Origin of the sequence: Rhizobium sp. SG570, assembly GCF_012275345.1 — a bacterium.
Lineage (GTDB): Bacteria > Pseudomonadota > Alphaproteobacteria > Rhizobiales > Rhizobiaceae > Rhizobium > Rhizobium lusitanum.
This window is the reverse complement of record NZ_JAAZQI010000001.1, coordinates 440,531-459,313: the sequence shown is the minus strand read 5'-3', so window position 1 is coordinate 459,313 and position 18,783 is coordinate 440,531. Positions and strand designations below refer to the sequence as shown.

Genomic DNA, 18,783 nt, shown 5'->3' with positions numbered 1-18,783 from the left:
GGATCAGCAAGCTAAGGATTCGTTACCGCTATGTTGTCAATTGCGCGGACAACCGGAAGATTGCAAAAATATCGAATGCACGAAAAGATAATCCCGCGACCGCCATTCGGCCGCGGGTCAAGACATGCAGCTATCAAGAATCCGTCTATGCGGCCGGTATGAGCGCGGTGAAGGTGAGCTCTTCCGGCGTCGCATTGTAGGAGAGCTCCATTCCGCTCTCGTCGGCGAGAAGCACCGTGTAATAGGGCTGGATCGAATGGGCGTCGATTGCCTCTTCCAGCGTGCCCGAGCAGATTTCCGCAAATTTCGGCGGCACACGCATCAGCCGCCCCTTGACGGTGATCGTGAACTTGGCCTCGAGTTCGGGATTTTCCAGCATCACCTCGATATTGCCACCACGCGGGATCGCGCTGTAGGCGACGAGGAAAAGGTTGAGCAACAACTTCACGCGGTTCTTCGCGATGATGGCGCGAGGACCAATCCAGCTCACCTCGGTCTTCTTCTCCGCGGCGGCAAAATCCTTTGCGGCGCGTTCGGCTTCACCCGTGTCGATCGATGCGCCGACCGAGCCGGACGCGCCAAAAGCCAGGCGCGCGAACTTCAAGCGGACAGAGGCATTGAGCGCGCTGGTGCGGATCAGATCCATCGCATCGGCATCGGCACCACCCTCGTCGAGCAGCTCCAGGCCATTGTTGATGGCCCCGACCGGCGAGATCACATCATGGCAAACGCGGCTGCACAGCAGCGCGGCCAGATCCGGTCCGGTCAGAGTGAGATTCGGATTCTTCGACATTCATTGTCTCCTGAATGCTGACAAGGCGAAACGCAGTAGATTCCACGTTGCCACGGTAAGGTTGCTCGAGGATTGTCGCAGCCGGTGTACCGCACGCCATAAAGACACCATATTTGGTAAACCGATTGTTAAGACCATCGACGCAAAATGCATTCATCACTATCAGACGTCTTCGCGCGCGAATCATACTGCGATGGACGGGCGGAACGGTCTGAAAGAGGGGGCGAGCCATGCTTGGCACGTCCATCGCACCGACCATGATGAACGGATGACTTTCATGCGCTATGAATTCCTGAAGAGAATGCCAAGCCCCGGCACCAGGACGCTCGGGCTCGGTCTGATCCTGGCCATTGTTGCATTCGTGAGCTTCGCATTGCCGGTCCGTCAGGCCGCTGCCGCGCCCGACAGTCAATATTCGGCGCAGGAAATCGTCGATGCCGGCCATTCCTTCTTCGGCTCCACCAGCGGCGGCCTCGCCAAGGTCATCGAGCGGGCCTTCCAGCAATATGGCCTGCCCAACGGCTACATTCTCGGCCAGGAAGGCTCCGGTGCCTTCCTGGCCGGCCTGACCTACGGCGAAGGTCAGCTGAATACCAAGAATGCCGGCGAGCATCCGCTTTATTGGCAGGGTCCTTCGCTCGGCCTCGACTACGGCGGCCAAGGCACCCGCGTCATGATGCTGGTCTATGATCTGCCGAACATTGACAGCGTCTATACCCGCTTCGGCGGCGTCAGCGGCCAAGCCTTCGTCGTCGCCGGCTTCGGAATGACTGTCTTGAAGAACAACAATATCGTGCTGGTTCCGATCCGCACCGGCCTTGGTGCCCGCCTCGGCGTCAACCTTGGCTACCTGAAGGTCACGCCCAACGCGACCTGGAATCCCTTCTGAGCATTGGCTACATCGTCTCCCAAGCAGCCGATACCTTGGCCCGCCTAGACCGCGGGCCTTTTCTTTCAGCAAATCCGGCCCACGCCGATAAACCATATCCGCTTTAAACGCTTGCCGCATGCCCAGCTCATGATTAATCATTTCATCGAGATCGAAAATAAATCCAGGATACTGGCCGCGTCGTGATTCAATTTGCTCTGTTGTTCGGATTGGGCTTTCTGACGGCCTCTCTTCTGGTCTTTCTCATCGCGCCAGCAATCCATCGTCGCATCGTCTGGTTCACCGAAAAGCGCCTGAAGGCGACCATGCCGCTGAGCCCTCAGGAAGTGCGGGCTCAGAAGGACATGGCGCGCGCGCTCTTTGCCGCCGAAAATGCCAGGACGGAGCAGGCCTTGACGCAGGAGCGCGACAAGACCGTCGCGCTGCAGATTCACAATGGCAAGCTTCAACAGGAAGCCAGCCGGCTTGCCGGCGGAAACAGCGAACTGCAGACACGCATCGACGATCTGGAGATGGAAGCCGGAGAGCTGCGCTCGCGCCTGCGGCGTGAAGAGAGCTACATCAGCCAGCTCAAGTCAGGCATTCATGTCGCGGAGCAGGCCAGTGCGGAGAAGGAAGCCGATATCGATAATCTGCGCAAGCGGATGATGAAGATGTCCGCCGATGCCGACAACCTCAAGATCGACCTTGCAACCAGGGAAACCGAAATCGAGAGTTTGAAGCTTCGCATCAATACATTGCGGGACGAACGGGATACATTGCATCGGGATCTGAACGCCGCAAGCGTACGCGCCGCGGATGCGGAGCGGTCGCTTCGTCAAGAAACCGACAAGAACAAGCGGCTGGACGAACGGCTCACCCGTGAGATCGCCGGCAGCGCCGACAAGGAGACCGCAATCGAGCGGCACGTCCAGGACGTTGTCCGCCTGAAGGAACGACTCGAAGCCGCCGTCAAGGAATCAAGGGAAGCCAGCAAGGCGTTGCGCGCCGCCGGCATAGCGCCGCCGAAGAAGCCGGCGAAAGCGCCAAAACTCTCAGCAGTGTCCATGATCGTGAATACCGCCGACAATCAGACGAACGCGGCTGAACCGGAACGCACAGTGGAACACGATATCGCGCACATGACGGAAGAGGTCCGCAACCGGGCCGCAGCCCTTTCGGACCGCCTGCTGAAGGCCCGCACGCCGGCCCATGAGGAGGCCGTGCGCGAGGAGATCGCGACGATCGCCGCCAATATGGTGGCGCTGACCGCGCTCAAGGAAGGCAGCGCATCCCCCATCCTTGATCTTCTGCCGAAGGATAAGGTCGCTGCCGAACAGGGCGCGCGCATCAGCCTTGCCGATCGCGTGGCTGCCATGCTGCCGAAGCATCCCTAGTCCGAATTAGCATGCACGGCGCTCAGATGCGCTTGATCCTCGACGCCATCTCGAAAAGCGCGATACCGCTGGCCGTCGCGACATTGAGGCTGTCGAGCCCCGGAGCCTGCGGTATCCGCACGCTGCCGAATGCGGACAGGATGTTCTGCGGCAGACCATCCCCTTCCGTGCCGACGACGAGGGCCATGCGGTCCGATGGCGGAACATCGCGAATATCGGCCTCCCCCCGCGGCGACAGGCTCCAGATCGCAAAGCCGCGATCGGCTAGCGCCGCTAGCAGATGGACGTCGCTCGACTGCCGGCAATAGGGCATGGTCAGAACGGAGCCGACGGAAACCCGGAGCGCCTTTCGATAGAGCGGGTCGCAACAGCTCTCGTCGAGCAGCACCGCATCGGCCCCGAAGACCGCCGCGTTACGGAACATGGAACCCATATTGTCGTGGTTGGAAATGCCGCAACCGACAAGCACGAGCGCCTGTTGCGGAAGGCGGTCGAGAAACGCACTCAGTTCGCTTTCCGTCTTCCGCCGGCCAAGCGCCAGAACGCCGCGATGCAGATGGAAGCCGACGATGCCGTCGAGCACCTCTGATGTCGCGACATGGACCGGAACCTCGGGAGGGAGGGCAGCAATGATGTCCGCCAGGCCGGCGACGCGGTTTTGCAGCAGCAGCACCTTTTCGGCGATGAACTCGCCGCCTGCCGCATGGGCCTCGGCAAGCAGCCGCAGCACCACCGTACCCTCGGCAATGAAGCGGTTCTCGCGACCCGTCAGATCGCGCTCGCGGATATCACGGAACTCGGCGATGCGCGGATCGTCAGGATTCGTGATCTCGATGAGCCGATCGCTCGTCATCGCGCGGCCGTCAATTGGACAGAGATATGGTCGCCACGATGCGGCCGATGCCGTAGTCGAAGACGATGGCCTGCCGCTGGCCGCTGGCGAGCGTGCCGTAAAACAGCACCTGGTTTGCCGAAAGAGCCGTGGACTGTACGGTGAAGCCCGCCGGCAGCAAAGCCGTCACGGCGACAGGAGCGTCCGAAGGAATGTTGGAGGCAGCCTGGCCTGCCGGCTTTGCCGCCGGCCGCATCGTCTTGTAGACAACGGCGCCGAAGACAGCCATAAGGCTCACCACCATGACGGCCGCGGAGATGATCTGCAGGCGGATCATCTTGCGTCGGACACTCTCCAGGGCCGGATCGAGGGGCTTTTCCTCTTGATCGTCTGGCTCGAGATTTGTCATCGATGCGTCCTTGCTGATTGAGAGCGCCCTCGAGCGCCGGAGAAATACGTTTGAGCGACCCCTTTAAAGAAGCCGCGGGCAATAGAAAAGTCCTAACCGCCGATGAAAGCGCCGAAGGCCGGCTCGATGCGTGGCTGACCGTGGAGCTCGGCAAGGAATTTTCCCGCAGTCGCGTCCAGGCTCTGATCAAAGAAGGCGTAGTGCTGCTGAACGGCAAGCCGGTGACCGATGCCAAGCGCAAGGTGCGCCCCGGCGACGTCTACGAGATCACGCTGCCCGAGCCCGAGGACCCGACGCCGCAGGGCGAGGATATTCCGCTCGATGTGCTCTACGAGGATGAAGACATCATCGTCATCGCCAAGCCTGCCGGGCTCGTCGTCCATCCGGCCGCCGGCAATTGGACCGGCACGCTTGTCAACGCGCTGATCCATCATTGCGGCGACAGCCTTTCCGGCATCGGCGGCGTGCGCCGCCCGGGCATCGTGCATCGGCTGGACAAAGACACGACCGGCGTCATGGTCGTCGCCAAGAACGACGTCGCCCATCGGCACCTCTCCCTGCAATTTGCCGATCACGGCAGGACGACATCGCTGGAACGCGCCTATCAGGCGATCGTCTGGGGACGCCCCCGCCAGCTCATCGGTACCGTCAATGCGCCTCTCGGACGTTCGAACAACGACCGCACACGGCGCTCTGTCAAGCGCCCGGGCTCTCAGGACGCCGACGAGGCCATCACGCATTACGAAGTGCTGGAGCGTTTCCACGAGGCGCCGGATGCGACCGCCCTCGCCTCATTGGTCGACTGCCATCTCGAGACGGGCCGGACCCATCAGATCCGTGTACACATGGCGCACATCGGCCATCCGCTCTTGGGCGACGCCGTCTATGGCGGCGGCTTCAAGACCAAGGCCAATCTTCTGCCGGAGGCGGCAAAGGAAGTCGTCAATCGCTTCACGCGCCAGGCCCTGCATGCCTACATGCTGCAATTCGAGCATCCTCGAACCGGCGAAATCATGCATTTCGAAGCGCCGCTGCCCGACGATATGGAAGACCTGGCGGCTGCGCTCCGCGCATGAGCGGCAACTCCTCACGATGAATGCCCGGCTGGACGCCTGCCCCTTGTCGGCCTATACTCTCTCCCAGAGGGCCGAACTCCGGTGCACCTTCGGTTATCAAAAACGCGGACGCGATTTGGAGGCCGATATGGTTGAAACTTATCGTGCCGGAGCATTCGGGAGGAGAATCACAAGGGCGGTATCACGGCGAGACGAGCGGTCACGTCGGGGTAACACTTGCGTGACACTGTTCTTGAATCGCCGTTTCGCCATACTTATCTGTACATTGGTTTAGTGCGGGGTTTTCGTAACCCGCACGCCTTGGTCCGCTTCGCAGAAGGCGCGCAATACGCCCCCAGAAGGAACCAAATCTCGAATTAGGAGGGTGCATTCATGACCCGTAATACCTTACCGTCCATCGCAGCCGGAGAAGCCGGCCTCAATCGCTATCTCGACGAGATCCGCAAGTTCCCCATGCTGGAACCGCAGGAAGAGTACATGCTCGCCAAGCGCTATGCGGAACATGCCGACCGTCAGGCCGCGCACAAGCTCGTCACCAGCCATCTGCGTCTCGTGGCGAAGATCGCCATGGGCTATCGCGGTTATGGCCTGCCGATCGGCGAAGTCGTATCGGAAGGCAATGTCGGCCTGATGCAGGCCGTGAAGAAGTTCGATCCGGAGCGCGGTTTCCGTTTAGCAACCTATGCCATGTGGTGGATCAAGGCTTCGATCCAGGAATATATCCTGCGCTCTTGGTCGTTGGTGAAAATGGGCACGACCGCCAACCAGAAGCGCCTGTTCTTCAACCTGCGCCGGCTGAAGGGTCGTATCCAGGCCATCGATGAAGGTGACCTGAAGCCGGAGCATGTCTCCGAGATCGCCACCAAGTTGAACGTCTCGGAGGAAGAGGTCATTTCGATGAACCGCCGCCTTTCGGGTGACGCTTCGCTAAATGCGCCGATCAAGGCCTCCGAAGGCGATTCAGGCCAGTGGCAAGATTGGCTGGTGGACGATCATGAGAGCCAGGAAGCCGTACTGATCGAGCAGGACGAACTTGATACGCGCCGCCGTATGCTGGCGCGCGCGATGGGCGTGCTGAACGACCGCGAACGCCGCATCTTCGAGGCTCGCCGCCTTGCCGATGATCCTGTGACGCTGGAGGACCTTTCGTCCGAGTTCGATATCAGCCGCGAACGCGTCCGCCAGATCGAAGTCCGTGCCTTCGAAAAGGTTCAGGAAGCGGTACAGAAGGATGCGCTCGAGCGCGCCAAGGCCCTGCGGGTCGTGGAAGCAACGGCTTGACGCTTTCGGTTTGAGCGTTTCATCACAACATGAAAAAGGCGGGCCTCGCGGCCCGCCTTTTTCGTATTAATCGACTGAGAATAGCTTACTGACCGCTCGAGGCGACACCGCCGAGCGCCTGCCATTCCCCGATCGCCTTATTGAAAGCGTCGGTGCCGGTCGGCCCCTTCTCCATCGTCAGCAAGGCACGGCGGCCGTTGCGATAGACGACGGGAATGTCGATCCAGTTGCGGGTCTTCAAAAGGTCGAGATTGGTCTTGCGCGCATCCGGGAAATCGTTGAGTGCGACCATGTAGACATCGTCGGTGACCTTGGCCGGCACCGCGATCAGCGCATCGCCACGATCCTGCTCGGTCGACTTAAGGGCGATGCGCTGGACGTTGTCGATCGCACCACCCTCGAAATTCGGCGGAACCTGAAAAGCGAGCTCGATCAGATGGCTTGCGGGCAGCGAAGGGTCGCCATTGCGGGAAACGGTGATCGTGGCTGTCAGGCCGCGTTCCGGAACGTTGATAAGGCCCTGGACCGAAGGTTCCGGCCGGCCATCAGCGCCCTTGCCTTCCTGTACCGACCAAGTGACGGTGCCTTCGAAGGCAGCCGGAGACGTCTGACCGAGGCGCTCCTCATAGAGAAAGACTTTTTGCCCGTCCGTGACCGGAGCCGTCTGCTGCGTAACGGGCGGCGGCTGGTTGGCTGGGGCCTGCTGTTGCGGTTGGGCCGCGGGAGCCTGCTGACCGGTCGAAGCCGGCGGGGCAACCGCGGCGGTCACGGGCGGCTGGGTCTGAGGCGCGGCAACCGCGTTGCCAGCAGGCAGCGCCGCTGCTGCGGCAGCGGGTGCTGCTGAAGCGACATTCTGCTCGGCTACGGACTTGCCCTCAACGACGCCCGGTTGGCCGTTTGCAGCCGGTCCTTGATCCTCTTCCGTACCGTCAGGCCGAAGACGCTGCGTGAATTTCGTAGCGACCGTATTGGGGTCGTTGTTCAATGCGGCGACATCCGTATTGCCGGCAGCAGGTGGCTGAGCAGCGGCGGCGTTGGTTTGGGTCTGAGCCGGCGCAGCCGATGGCTGTGCGGAAGCCGCAGCACTGCTGTTGCTGTTTGCCGCATCTGAAGCGGGAGGTGCCGCGGACGTGTTCTTCGGTGCGGAACTGACGAGTTTCGTTACCATGTTGTTGAGCGCATCGCGATTGAGCCAGGCGGCATAGCCGCCGCCACCGACGATGGCGAGGCCGACGAGCGTGAGAACGACGCTGGTGGCATTGAAACGCCGGCGCTTCGGCTCCATGCGGAAGCTTCTGCCCTGCAGCTTTGCCGACATGGCCTGATCGAGATCGGGCGGAACGGAAGAACCGCTGCCTCGCTGGTCTTCGCCCCGTTTGTCGAAACCGGCGAGCTCCTTCAGCTCGCGCCAGCCATCGCCGGCGGCTTCGTTCGCAAGCGCGCCCTTCGACGAAGAATGCACGTCGGCAAAGAGGTCGACGTCTTCAAAGGCGTTGTCCGGCACCTGCCGGGCAGGCTGCACCGGCTGGGGAGCTGCCGGCGTCGGCTGAAGCTCCTCGAAAACATCCGCGTCCCATACGAAGCCCTTGTTGCCGGCAGGTGCCTTCGCCGCTTCAGCCGGCTCGACGGCGTGGCCGAATGGCATCTCGGCAAAAACAGCAGCAGGCATCACGGGCTCGTCAGGCTGTGAAATCGCTGGTTCCGGCGCGCTGCGGCGGGCAGGTGCATCAACCTCCGCCCAAATCTCTTCGACCTGGCTTATGACATCGTCAACCGGTGCCCTGCTCGCTTGAAATGACGGGGCGGCGTGGGCGGGTTCGGTAACAACCTCCGGCGCTTCCTCAGCATAGTCCTTCGGCTCGTCATGATAAGCCGGTTCGGGAGCCGGCTCTTCGTGGAGCTCGGCGTGATGTTCCGCCGCGGCATGCTGCGGCTCGCTCCATTCTTCTACAGGCTCGTGCTCGTGCGTCCGGTCGGGCTCGACATCCGCAACCGGCTCCTCGTAAGCGGGCTCCTCATAAGCGGGCTCCTCATGGGCATGAACCTCGGCGGGAGCCTGCTCGGGCTCTTCTACATGAGGTTCCGCAACGGCATGATGCTCCTGAACTGGCTCGGGCGCGACCTCCTCGTGAACCGCAGGCGCTTCCGCGATTGGCTCATCGGTCGCCGGCAAGGCTTCCGCATGTTCGGCCTCAACCTCGACGATCGCAGCTTCGAGCTTGTCCAGCTGGCGGCGCAGCATCTCCTCGGGCGGGCGCGGCTTCATGCTCTCGAGCTGCCGCTGAACGGCACCACGAGCTCGATCGTAAACCTTGACCCGCATCTCGGGATTGTTTTCCGTCAGGCCATCCACGGCCCGTCGAATGACTGCTACAAAATCCGCCATCAGTACTTTCTCATGATACCCGGCAAGCAGCCGGGCCGGGATTCGTCATTGATCCGTAACTCTAGCCCTCAAAGGGGTCGGTCACAAGTATAGTGTCCTCGCGCTCCGGGCTGGTCGAAAGCATCGCCACAGGCGCGCCGATCAGCTCTTCCACCTGCCGGACATACTTGATCGCCTGCGCCGGCAAATCGGCCCATTTGCGGGCGCCTACGGTCGATTCCTTCCAGCCTTCGAGCGTGATGTAGATCGGCTCGACACGAGCCTGGGCGGCCTGGCTTGCCGGCAGATAGTCGATTTCCTTGCCGTCGAGTTTGTAGCCGATGCAGATCTTCAACTCGTCAAGGCCGTCGAGCACGTCGAGCTTGGTAAGCGCAATGCCGGTAATACCCGAGGTCTTCACCGTCTGGCGCACCAGCACGGCATCGAACCAGCCGCAGCGGCGCGGGCGACCGGTGTTGACACCGACTTCGCGGCCGACGGTCGACAGGTGCTTGCCGATTTCGTCATGCAGCTCGCAGGGGAACGGCCCCTCGCCGACGCGCGTCGTATAGGCCTTGGTGATGCCGAGCACATAGCCGAGCGCCGTCGGGCCGAGACCGGAGCCGGCTGCCGCCTGCCCCGCCACGGTGTTGGACGAGGTCACGAACGGATAGGTGCCGTGGTCGTTGTCGAGCAACGCACCCTGTGCGCCTTCGAATAGGATGCGGGCACCCGCCTTGCGCTGCTCATCGAGCAGCCGCCAGACCTGATCGATATAAGGAAGAATGTGCTCCGCGACCGAGGTCAGCTCGTTGTGCAGGGCATCGAAGGAGATCTCGTCGAGGCCCATGCCGCGGCGCAGGGCATTGTGATGGGTCAGAAGCCGGTCGATCTTCGCGGGCAGCGTTTCCGGTTCGGTCAGATCGACGACGCGGATGGCGCGGCGGCCGACCTTGTCTTCATAGGCCGGGCCGATGCCGCGGCGCGTCGTGCCGATCTTCGTGCCGCTGTTGGAAGCGGCATCTTCGCGCAAAGCGTCGAGATCGCGGTGCAGCGACAGAATCAGCGGCGCGTTTTCAGCGATGCGCAGGACATCCGGCGTAACCGCAATACCCTGGGCACGCAGCCTATCGACTTCGGCTACGAAATGATGAGGATCGACGACAACGCCGTTTCCGATGACGCTCAGCTTGCCGCGCACTAGCCCGGAGGGCAGGAGCGCGAGCTTGTAGCTGACGCCATCGACGACAAGCGTATGACCGGCATTATGGCCGCCCTGAAAGCGTACAATCACATCGGCGCGTTCCGAAAGCCAGTCGACAATCTTGCCCTTGCCTTCATCGCCCCATTGCGAACCGATCACTACTACGTTCGTCATTTCTCCATTCCCGCTTCCTGCGCACGGCGGCGCGCCTTGCTCAAACCCGCGCATCTATAAAGCTTTGTTTTTGGGAAAGCGACCCTGTTGTCCCAGGAGATTCGGCTTTTTACGTGACGAATCCGCGCGCCCAACACGATTTTTCCCGCCGGCTGGCCGGATAGGCTTGAAGATCGCCCTACCCGGCCAAGACCGATTCTCTGTCAAATGCCAGGCTTGTGCGCGACAACGTGGAAATATTCGTGTTCGGCCGACGCCACCGCGCCGATCGCCTTTCCATCCAGATCAAACAGCAATGCCGGCATGGCGAAGCCGGCTTCGGCCAGTTGCGACTGCAGTTGCGTGGGCGTCGTCGCATAGACCATGACACCGAAATCATGCGCGCCGTGCAGCAGGGCAGCATGCTCGCCGTCCTGTTGTTCAAGCGGCCTCAGACGACGCTGGCGCAACGTACCGGAAACGCGGCCCTCGACGTAGCGAAGGGTGCGCAGGCCGAGCCGTACCGGATTGGGTGTCCATTCCAGCCGGCATCCATATGCTCGAAACGGAGATCGGGATGATTGGTGCGGCAAAGCTCGACCATCTCCGGCGTATAGTCGATACCGATATAATCGCTCGCGATCGGACGCAAGAGCCCGCCCGTACGGCCGCTGCCAACACCGATATCGAGGATGCGCGCTCTGCCCGCTTGCGGGGCGGCGATCGCAAAAGCGACACGCTCGCCTTCGTTGGGATGGCCGCTGCTGCGACGATAATCCCGCAAGGCCCAGGGACTACGCCAAGTCTACCGATTGACGGTTTCCATTACATGCATGGCTGGACTCCATTTTAAAATGAACGCTTCGGTTGCTCAATTCCCCCAGCTCATCAGTTGCCAATTCCCCACGGCACCTACGCGATCCATATAGCAGGTCGCACCGGACCTGCAGCATCACAAGGCTGGTCAAGCCCTCGATCCGGCCGTTGATCGTTTGTTAAGGTAAAAATCGCGCACACGCCTGGCGCGACAATGGGCTGAACTAGCCGAGTTCGAGCGTGGTCACGCCGAAAACACGATCGAGCGGGATTTCCGGCGCCTGACCGCGATACATGCGCGCCGTCTCGAAGATGGGCGACAGACCGAAGTCCTCTGCAAGCCTGATGGCCTGAGCATTATCAACCGGCACATCCATATAGATATGCGCACCCTTGGCCTCGGTCACCATCCTCGCCAGCAACGCAGCCGCGACCTCCGGCTTGTTGGCAAACAGCGGACCGATCTTGTAGCCGTCGAAACAGCGCCGGATGGTGCCATAGCCGCGAACTCTGCTGCCGCCGCCGACGATGAAGGATTTCCGTCTCTCGGGAGAGCCGCACCACGCCTTGATGAAGGAATGGCGCAAGCCGGGGAAAATGGCGGCATCGTATTCCAATAGTCCCTGAAGCTTCCCATGCGTGACCGGCGTTACCTGTGCAGCCTGCTCTCCTGCGTCGAGCACTTTGGGAATGCCGCCATAGCGCAGCGTTCGATAGGCCGCTTTGAAACCGTAACGGCTGTAGTTTTCCTGTTGCGCGGCGACGCCGTCCAGCCCGACGGTACGGTCGCCGGCAAGCGCCATGCCCTTGTTCCAGAGCTGCTTGCCATATCCTCGGCCGCGAAACTCCGGATGAAGCATATAAAGGCCGAGAAAGGCAAAGCTCTCGCCATAGCGGACGACGGAGATGCATCCCACAGGCACCTCTCCAATCGCGCCGACCAGAAAGCCGGAAGGATCCGCTTCCCAAAAGGCCGGAGCATCATCGACGCCGGGATTCCATCCCTCCTGCCGAGCCCATTCCAGAGCGAGCTCCAATTCCCCAGCCCGCATTGTACGCACGGCAAAAGTCGATTTCATGCAATAGTCCCGAACCACCGTTTCGAACCGTCCCCGCCGAACGATTGCGCCCGATTCATCATGCTGCAACGCGATGCCAATCACAAGCGACAGACGACGACAAGCTTAACGCAGGAAGCTTTCGCAGCGCGCGGAATGCAACGTCCCGAACGCCGTAACCGCGCAAGCCGGTCTTTGTAACACTCCTGTCGCAACTTTCCGGGTAAGAGCATCGCATATAGGCGTCACCGGCGATCCTGTGTATAAGCGCAGGCAAACGCCAATGCCGGGATCGCGTTCACTCGCTGAACCCGGCGCCAGCAAAGGGATTGAAATTTCATGCGCATCACCATGATCGGCTCAGGGTATGTGGGGCTCGTGTCCGGCGTTTGCTTCGCCGATTTCGGCCATGATGTCATTTGTGTCGACAAGGACGTGAGCAAGATCGAAGCACTGCAGCGGGGCGAGATACCGATCTTCGAACCCGGCCTTGAGCAGCTTGTCGCGGACAATGTCCGCGCCGGCCGCCTCTCCTTCACCACAGAGGTCGAGGCGAGCGTCGCAGCCAGCGATGTGGTCTTCATCGCCGTCGGCACGCCTTCACGGCGCGGCGACGGCCATGCCGATCTTTCCTATGTTTATGCCGCCGCCCGTGAGATCGCGCAGCATGTCGACGGTTTCACCGTCATCGTCACCAAGTCGACCGTACCGGTCGGCACCGGCGACGAGGTCGAGCGCATCATTCGCGAAACCAATCCACAGGCCGATGTCGCCGTGGTCTCCAATCCCGAATTCCTGCGTGAAGGCGCTGCTATCGAGGACTTCAAGCGGCCGGACCGCATCGTCATCGGCCTCAACGACGACCGCGCCCGCGGTGTCATGACGGAAGTCTACCGGCCGCTCTACCTCAACCAGGCACCGCTGCTCTTCACTGCCCGCCGCACCTCGGAGCTGATCAAATACGCCGCCAACGCCTTCCTCGCCATGAAGATCACCTTCATCAACGAGATGGCAGATCTCTGCGAGAAGGTCGGCGCCAATGTGCAGGAAGTGTCGCGCGGCATCGGCCTTGACGGCCGCATCGGTTCGAAATTCCTGCATGCCGGCCCTGGCTATGGCGGCTCCTGCTTCCCGAAGGACACGTTGGCGCTGGCCAAGACAGCGCAGGACTTCGACACACCCGTACGCCTCATCGAAACCACCATCTCCATCAACGATAATCGCAAGCGCGCCATGGGCCGCAAGGTGATCGCCGCGATGGGCGGCGATATCAGGGGCAAGGCGATTGCCGTCCTCGGCCTGACCTTCAAGCCGAATACCGACGACATGCGCGACAGCCCGGCGATCTCTGTCATCCAGACGCTGCAGGACGCCGGCGCCACGGTAACGGGCTACGACCCCGAAGGCATGGACAATGCCCGGCTGGTGATCGACAACATCACCTATGCCGACGACGCCTATGGCGCAGCGCGCGGCGCCGATGCGCTCGTCATCGTCACCGAATGGAACCAGTTCCGCGCGCTGGATTTCGCGCGGCTCAAATCCATCATGAAATCGCCCGTCCTTGTCGACCTCAGAAATATCTATCGCCATGAGGAGGTCACAAAACACGGCTTTGCCTATACCAGTATCGGCAGACCGATGAACGGCGCCGAACTGTAAGCAAAGGCCGACCAATGCGTTATCTCATCACCGGAACCGCCGGGTTCATCGGCTTCCATCTTGCAAAGCGCCTGCTCGACGAAGGCCATTTCGTCGTCGGTTTCGACGGCATGACGCCTTATTACGACGTCAAACTCAAGGAGAAGCGCACTGCCATCCTGGCACGCTCCAACGGCTTCAAAGCCGTCACCGGCATGCTGGAAGACAAGGCCGCGCTGGATCACGCCGCAGAGCTGGCGGAACCCGACGTCATCGTCCACCTCGCGGCCCAGGCCGGCGTTCGCTACAGCCTCGAAAATCCGCGCTCTTACGTCGATTCCAACGTCACCGGCTCGTTCAACGTCCTGGAACTGGCGAGAAACCTGCAGCCGAAACACCTGCTGCTCGCCTCCACCTCCTCCGTCTACGGCGCCAACGAGAAGATCCCCTTCGCCGAAAGCGACAAGGCCGACGAGCAGATGACGATCTACGCGGCGACCAAGAAGAGCATGGAGCTGATGGCGCATAGCTACGCCCATCTCTTTCACGTGCCCACGACCGCCTTCCGTTTCTTCACCGTCTACGGCCCCTGGGGTCGCCCGGACATGGCGCTGTTCAAGTTCGTCGATGCCATCAGGAACGACAGGCCGATCGAGATCTACGGCGAAGGCAAGATGAGCCGCGATTTCACCTATATCGACGATCTCGTCGAAGGCATCATCAGGCTGATCGGCGTCATTCCATCGGAAGAAAACCGGGTCGTATCGGATACGATCACCGATACGCTCTCGAAGAACGCCCCCTTCCGCGTCGTCAATATCGGCGGCGGCCAGCCGGTGGGGTTGATGACGTTCGTCGAGACCATCGAGACCATGCTCGGCAAGAAGGCGATCCGCCAGATGCTGCCGATGCAGCCCGGCGACGTGCACAATACCTATGCCGTTCCGGACTTGCTGGTAGCGTTGACCGGCTTCAAGCCGCAGATCGAAGTCGACGAGGGCGTGCGCCGCTTCGTCGAGTGGTATCAGGAAAATTATTGAGGAAAACGACTATCCGGCCGGGTGATAGGCCCGGTCGAAATAGATAAGTCCCTGCCCGCCGTCACGCAGGCGGATAGCATCGACTTCGCACATCAGAATGTCGTGCGTTCCGCCATCGGCCTGGCGCACGATGCGGCAGTCGAACGAGACGAGCGCATCCTCCAGTACGGGCGCACCGGTGGCCAATTCTGACCATGCAGCGGCCGCAAAGCGCTCCTCGACCGGCGTTTTGCCGCCGAAAAGGCGCGAAAGATCCTGATGTGCCTCGGATAGGACGTTGACGCAGAGCACGCCATTCTCAGTCACCGCCGGATGCACCGAAGCACCACGATTGAGGCAGACGAGCAAGGTCGGCGGGCTGTCGGTGACGCTGCAGACGGCGGTCGCGGCAAAACCAGCCAGTCCGGCAGGGCCGTTGGTCGTGACGATGTTAACGGCTGCGGCCATTCGCGCCATGGCGTTGCGAAATTCGGCTCGCACAGCATCGGGATCGGCAACAGGCACCGCATTCTCGATCGCCACGGACGTTTTCATGTTCATTCCCACTATCCCCACAACTCGCGCCGGATGATCCAACGTATCGGGTCGAGGCGCTTATCTCAAGCAACGGCGTTTCACGGAAGCGGCATCCAATAAGCAATTAGTTTTCTATAAAATCTATCAACAATAGGAAAAGCAATCCCTCCTGCTGACATCCAGGGTATTTCCGCCTGTTACATGCAAGCGGAATGCCAAAACTTGCGGCTTGCGATGGCCGTGCATTGCAAGTGCACGCAAAAAGGCAGCGGCACGCCCGCAAATTGATGCTTTCCACCGCCATCATCCTTACCGTATCCGTTTAGCCACAAGATGCAGACGAGAGGATATGGCAAATGGCAAAGCCCTTTTATTGGAACGAACTCAATACCTATGATTTCGCCGGCCTCTCGCCCGATACCACGATCGCCATCCTGCCCATCGCCTCGACTGAACAGCATGGCCCGCATCTGCCGATTGCGACTGATGTCGCGATCGCCGAGGGCATGCTGGCGGAATTGAAGGTTCAGCGCCCCGACGATCTGGATTTCCTTGTGCTGCCGACGCAGGAAATCGGCAAGGCCAACGAACATATCTACGGGCCCGGCACGCTGTCGCTCGGCGCGGAACTGCTGATCCCGGTCTGGACCGCAATTGGCGCGAAAGTCGCCGAAGCCGGCATTCGCAAGATGGTGATCGTCAACTCCCATGGCGGCAATCTCGATATCATGGGCATTGTCGCGCGGGAGCTGCGCGTGCGCCATCAGATGGCCGTCGTCGCCACCCAATGGACGCGCTTCGGCACGCCGGACGGCATGATCGACGAGCATGAACAGCGTTTCGGCATCCACGGCGGCGATGTCGAAACCTCGCTCATGCTGCATTTCCGGCCCGAACTCGTGCGGATGGACAAGGCTGAGAATTTCGCCTCCAAGGCGGAATGGATGAAGGAACATTCCAAATATCTGCAGCCGTTGCCGCCGCATTCGCTTGCCTGGATCGCGCACGACCTCAACCCGAACGGCGTCGTCGGCAATGCCGCCAACGGCACGGCGGAAAAGGGCGCGCTCATCTGCCGGCATCAGATCGCAGGCTTCGTCGAGATGCTGCGCGATCTTCGCGACTATCCGCTCTCCAACCTTTATTCGAAATAAGCATCCCCGCGGCGGCGTTCCGAGGGCAGGATGATATGCCCCTTCGCCTGCAATTCCTCGACCATTCCGGCCAGTTCGGCGAGCAGATATTCGACGAACAGGCTGGTTGCGGCATCGAGCGGCGCACGCGTTCGGGCAAAGAGCTTCATGGGCTGAGACCGTGAATGTGGTTCGGCAATCGGCCGGAACACCAGTTCGCCGCGCCGACAATCGGTGATGACGTCGAGCGGATTGAGCAGCGTCAGCCCTGCCCCGCACTTGACCAATTGCTTCAGCATTTCCGATGCATTGCTCTCCAGCACCGGCTCGACTTGCACGGCGAGACGCGCCAGCGTCAGATTGATAACGTCCCTGAGGCTGGTGCCCGGCTGCGCCAGCAGCAAGCGCTCCTCCACGACATCAGCGAGGTTGATCGGCCCCGGCCCGATCAGGGGATGGCCGGGCGGCAGCACGACGCCGATCGGAATATCGAAATTGCCGAGCGAGCGGATGCCGGGCGTCGCCGGTATGTTGAAGCCGAGGCCGATATCGACTTCGCCCGAAAGCACCGGCGCCATTGTCGTCGAGCCGGAATCGTTGCGCAGCTGAATGAAGACGCGCGGATGCTCGGCGAGAAAGCGCGCGATGATCTCTGGCAACGGCCCTGACGCCAGCCCGACCGTTGCCACGATCCGGACCTTGCCTGCCTGCTGCATCTTGAGGCTGCGGATGCGTCCCTCCAGCCGCTCGTAGTTCTTCAACACGTCGCGAATGTGCTCGATGCAGAGCTCGCCGGCCGCCGTCAGCCGCAGGCCGCGCGGCAGGCGTTCGAAGAGTGGAGCGCCCATTTCTTCCTCCAGCGCCAGAATCTGCCGGTTGATCGCCGATGAAGCGACGTTGAGCCGTGCCGCTGCTTTGCGGATCGAGCCGCAGCGGGCGATTTCGTTGATGTAAAGAAGCCGTCTCGAGTGCAGCATGCGCATCCCCATTGCATAAATTTTGCCCAGGCCGCACAATTTAGGCACAGACCCAGGGACAGATGCCTAAAAGGCATCAATGCGCACGAATTTTGATGCTTTTCAAAGCGCAACGCAACCGCTCAAATGCAGAAAATGGGCGTCACTGGCGGCGTCCCATGGCAGATAAGGGGAACAGTCAGCCATGTTTAGGGCATTGAAGACAAAAGCATTTCTCGCCGTCATCGGCCTATCGGCCGCCATCGCCGCTGCAGAGCCCGCAAATGCTCTCGACAAAGTCACCTACGGCACCAACTGGCTCGCCCAGGCGGAACATGGCGGCTTCTATCAAGCCGTCGCCGACGGGACCTACAAGAAATACGGTCTTGACGTGACGATCGTCCAGGGCGGCCCCAATGCCGCCAACTCGGCGCTGCTGATTTCCGGCAAGATCGATTTCTACATGGGCGGACCACAGCAGGAAATCGACGCGGTGAAGCAGGGCATCCCGGTCGTCGACGTCGCCGCGATCTTCCAGAAGGATCCGCAGGTGCTGATCGCCCATCCGGATGCCGGTGTCGAGAAGTTCGAGGATCTTGCCAAGCTGCCGACGCTGTTCATGAGCAAGGACGGCTACATCACCTATTTCGAATGGATGAAGGCGAACTATTCCGGCTTCAAGGACGAGCAGTTCAAGCCTTACAACTTCAGCCCGGCGCCGTTCCTGGCCGACAAGCAGTCCGCCCAGCAGGGATATCTGACCTCCGAGCCCTATGAGATCGAAAAGCAGACCGGCTGGAAGCCGAAAGTCTTCCTGATCGCCGACGCCGGCTATTCGCCCTATTCGACGATGATCACGACCCAGACCTCCTTGGTTCAGAAAAACCCCGATCTGGTGCAGCGCTTCGTCAACGCCTCGATCGAGGGCTGGTACAACTATCTCTACGGTGACAACAAGGCGGCCAACGATCTGATCAAGAAGGACAATCCCGACATGACGGACGGCCAGATCGCCTATTCCATCGCCAAGATGAAGGAATACGGCATCGTCGAGTCCGGTGAAGCGCTCGACAAGGGCATCGGCTGCATTACCGATGCGCACTACAAGAAGTTTTTCGACGAGATGGTGCAGATCAAGGTCTTCGATGCCGACATCGACTACAAGAAGGCGTTCGATCCGCAATTCGTCTGCAAGGGATTTGGAATGGCCCTGAAGAAGTAAGTTTTAGCACCTCCCCCTTGAGA

At 60.9% G+C, this 18,783-nt stretch carries 18 protein-coding genes; 8 read left to right on the top strand and 10 right to left on the bottom strand.

From position 1 onward, the window contains the following. Window positions 1–145: 145 nt before the first annotated feature. Window positions 146–793 (bottom strand): histidine phosphotransferase family protein, encoded by a 648-nt coding sequence (locus FHT28_RS02200; RefSeq protein WP_168595470.1) that lies wholly within the window; start codon window positions 791–793, stop codon window positions 146–148. A gap of 277 nt (window positions 794–1,070) precedes the next feature. Here FHT28_RS02200 and FHT28_RS02195 point away from each other — a divergent pair, with 277 nt between their 5' ends. Beyond that, entirely contained in the window at window positions 1,071–1,682 is a 612-nt protein-coding gene (locus FHT28_RS02195) for an EipA family protein (RefSeq protein ID WP_051963398.1), read from the top strand. A gap of 182 nt (window positions 1,683–1,864) precedes the next feature. Continuing rightward, window positions 1,865–3,058 (top strand): hypothetical protein, encoded by a 1,194-nt coding sequence (locus FHT28_RS02190; RefSeq protein WP_047562401.1) that lies wholly within the window; start codon window positions 1,865–1,867, stop codon window positions 3,056–3,058. A gap of 22 nt (window positions 3,059–3,080) precedes the next feature. On the opposite strand, the gene FHT28_RS02185 is transcribed toward FHT28_RS02190, so the two are convergent. Further along, window positions 3,081–3,911, bottom strand: a complete 831-nt coding sequence (locus FHT28_RS02185; protein WP_168595469.1) for an RNA methyltransferase — start codon at window positions 3,909–3,911, stop codon at window positions 3,081–3,083. Between the two features lie 10 nt (window positions 3,912–3,921). After that, window positions 3,922–4,299 (bottom strand): hypothetical protein, encoded by a 378-nt coding sequence (locus FHT28_RS02180; RefSeq protein WP_037195244.1) that lies wholly within the window; start codon window positions 4,297–4,299, stop codon window positions 3,922–3,924. Window positions 4,300–4,349: 50 nt separating this feature from the next. Here FHT28_RS02180 and FHT28_RS02175 point away from each other — a divergent pair, with 50 nt between their 5' ends. Both FHT28_RS02175 and rpoH read left to right on the top strand, forming a co-directional pair. After that, complete coding sequence (locus tag FHT28_RS02175) at window positions 4,350–5,375, top strand: RluA family pseudouridine synthase (protein WP_168595468.1); 1,026 nt, start codon at window positions 4,350–4,352, stop codon at window positions 5,373–5,375. Between the two features lie 372 nt (window positions 5,376–5,747). Next, on the top strand, window positions 5,748–6,656 hold the full coding sequence (gene rpoH, locus FHT28_RS02170; RefSeq protein WP_034503797.1) for an RNA polymerase sigma factor RpoH: 909 nt from the start codon (window positions 5,748–5,750) through the stop codon (window positions 6,654–6,656). 85 nt (window positions 6,657–6,741) lie between these two features. On the opposite strand, the gene FHT28_RS02165 is transcribed toward rpoH, so the two are convergent. From FHT28_RS02165 to FHT28_RS02150, 5 genes are all read right to left on the bottom strand, one after another. Then, window positions 6,742–9,042: a hypothetical protein gene (locus FHT28_RS02165; RefSeq protein WP_168595467.1), complete on the bottom strand. Its 2,301-nt coding sequence runs from the start codon at window positions 9,040–9,042 to the stop codon at window positions 6,742–6,744. Window positions 9,043–9,103: 61 nt separating this feature from the next. Beyond that, window positions 9,104–10,399, bottom strand: a complete 1,296-nt coding sequence (locus FHT28_RS02160; RefSeq protein ID WP_037195250.1) for an adenylosuccinate synthase — start codon at window positions 10,397–10,399, stop codon at window positions 9,104–9,106. Window positions 10,400–10,602: 203 nt separating this feature from the next. Then, window positions 10,603–10,764 carry a hypothetical protein gene (locus FHT28_RS36010; protein WP_246702974.1) on the bottom strand — a complete coding sequence of 54 codons (162 nt, stop codon included), beginning with the start codon at window positions 10,762–10,764 and terminating at the stop codon, window positions 10,603–10,605. A 65-nt stretch (window positions 10,765–10,829) separates the two neighbouring features. After that, a complete protein-coding gene (locus FHT28_RS36005; RefSeq protein WP_246704784.1) occupies window positions 10,830–11,162 on the bottom strand; it encodes a class I SAM-dependent methyltransferase in 333 nt (110 codons plus the stop codon). 256 nt (window positions 11,163–11,418) lie between these two features. After that, the gene (locus FHT28_RS02150) at window positions 11,419–12,273 is read right to left on the bottom strand and encodes a GNAT family N-acetyltransferase (RefSeq protein WP_168595466.1); all 855 of its coding nucleotides are present in this window, start codon (window positions 12,271–12,273) and stop codon (window positions 11,419–11,421) included. A 318-nt stretch (window positions 12,274–12,591) separates the two neighbouring features. Here FHT28_RS02150 and FHT28_RS02145 point away from each other — a divergent pair, with 318 nt between their 5' ends. Both FHT28_RS02145 and FHT28_RS02140 read left to right on the top strand, forming a co-directional pair. Beyond that, window positions 12,592–13,914, top strand: coding sequence for a UDP-glucose/GDP-mannose dehydrogenase family protein (locus tag FHT28_RS02145; protein WP_047562387.1), 1,323 nt, complete (start codon window positions 12,592–12,594; stop codon window positions 13,912–13,914). 14 nt (window positions 13,915–13,928) lie between these two features. Next, window positions 13,929–14,933: an NAD-dependent epimerase gene (locus FHT28_RS02140; RefSeq protein WP_113118446.1), complete on the top strand. Its 1,005-nt coding sequence runs from the start codon at window positions 13,929–13,931 to the stop codon at window positions 14,931–14,933. 9 nt (window positions 14,934–14,942) lie between these two features. On the opposite strand, the gene rutF is transcribed toward FHT28_RS02140, so the two are convergent. Further along, window positions 14,943–15,473 (bottom strand): NADH-dependent FMN reductase RutF, encoded by a 531-nt coding sequence (gene rutF / locus FHT28_RS02135; protein ID WP_080760679.1) that lies wholly within the window; start codon window positions 15,471–15,473, stop codon window positions 14,943–14,945. A 332-nt stretch (window positions 15,474–15,805) separates the two neighbouring features. Here rutF and FHT28_RS02130 point away from each other — a divergent pair, with 332 nt between their 5' ends. Further along, window positions 15,806–16,603, top strand: coding sequence for a creatininase family protein (locus FHT28_RS02130; protein ID WP_037195256.1), 798 nt, complete (start codon window positions 15,806–15,808; stop codon window positions 16,601–16,603). Here the strand turns inward: FHT28_RS02130 and FHT28_RS02125 are convergent. Then, complete coding sequence (locus tag FHT28_RS02125) at window positions 16,591–17,559, bottom strand: LysR substrate-binding domain-containing protein (RefSeq protein WP_047638791.1); 969 nt, start codon at window positions 17,557–17,559, stop codon at window positions 16,591–16,593. The two genes, FHT28_RS02130 and FHT28_RS02125, sit on opposite strands and share 13 nt — an antisense overlap. 184 nt (window positions 17,560–17,743) lie before the next feature. Here FHT28_RS02125 and FHT28_RS02120 point away from each other — a divergent pair, with 184 nt between their 5' ends. Next, on the top strand, window positions 17,744–18,760 hold the full coding sequence (locus FHT28_RS02120; protein WP_037195258.1) for an ABC transporter substrate-binding protein: 1,017 nt from the start codon (window positions 17,744–17,746) through the stop codon (window positions 18,758–18,760). The last annotated feature ends 23 nt before the right edge of the window (window positions 18,761–18,783 follow it).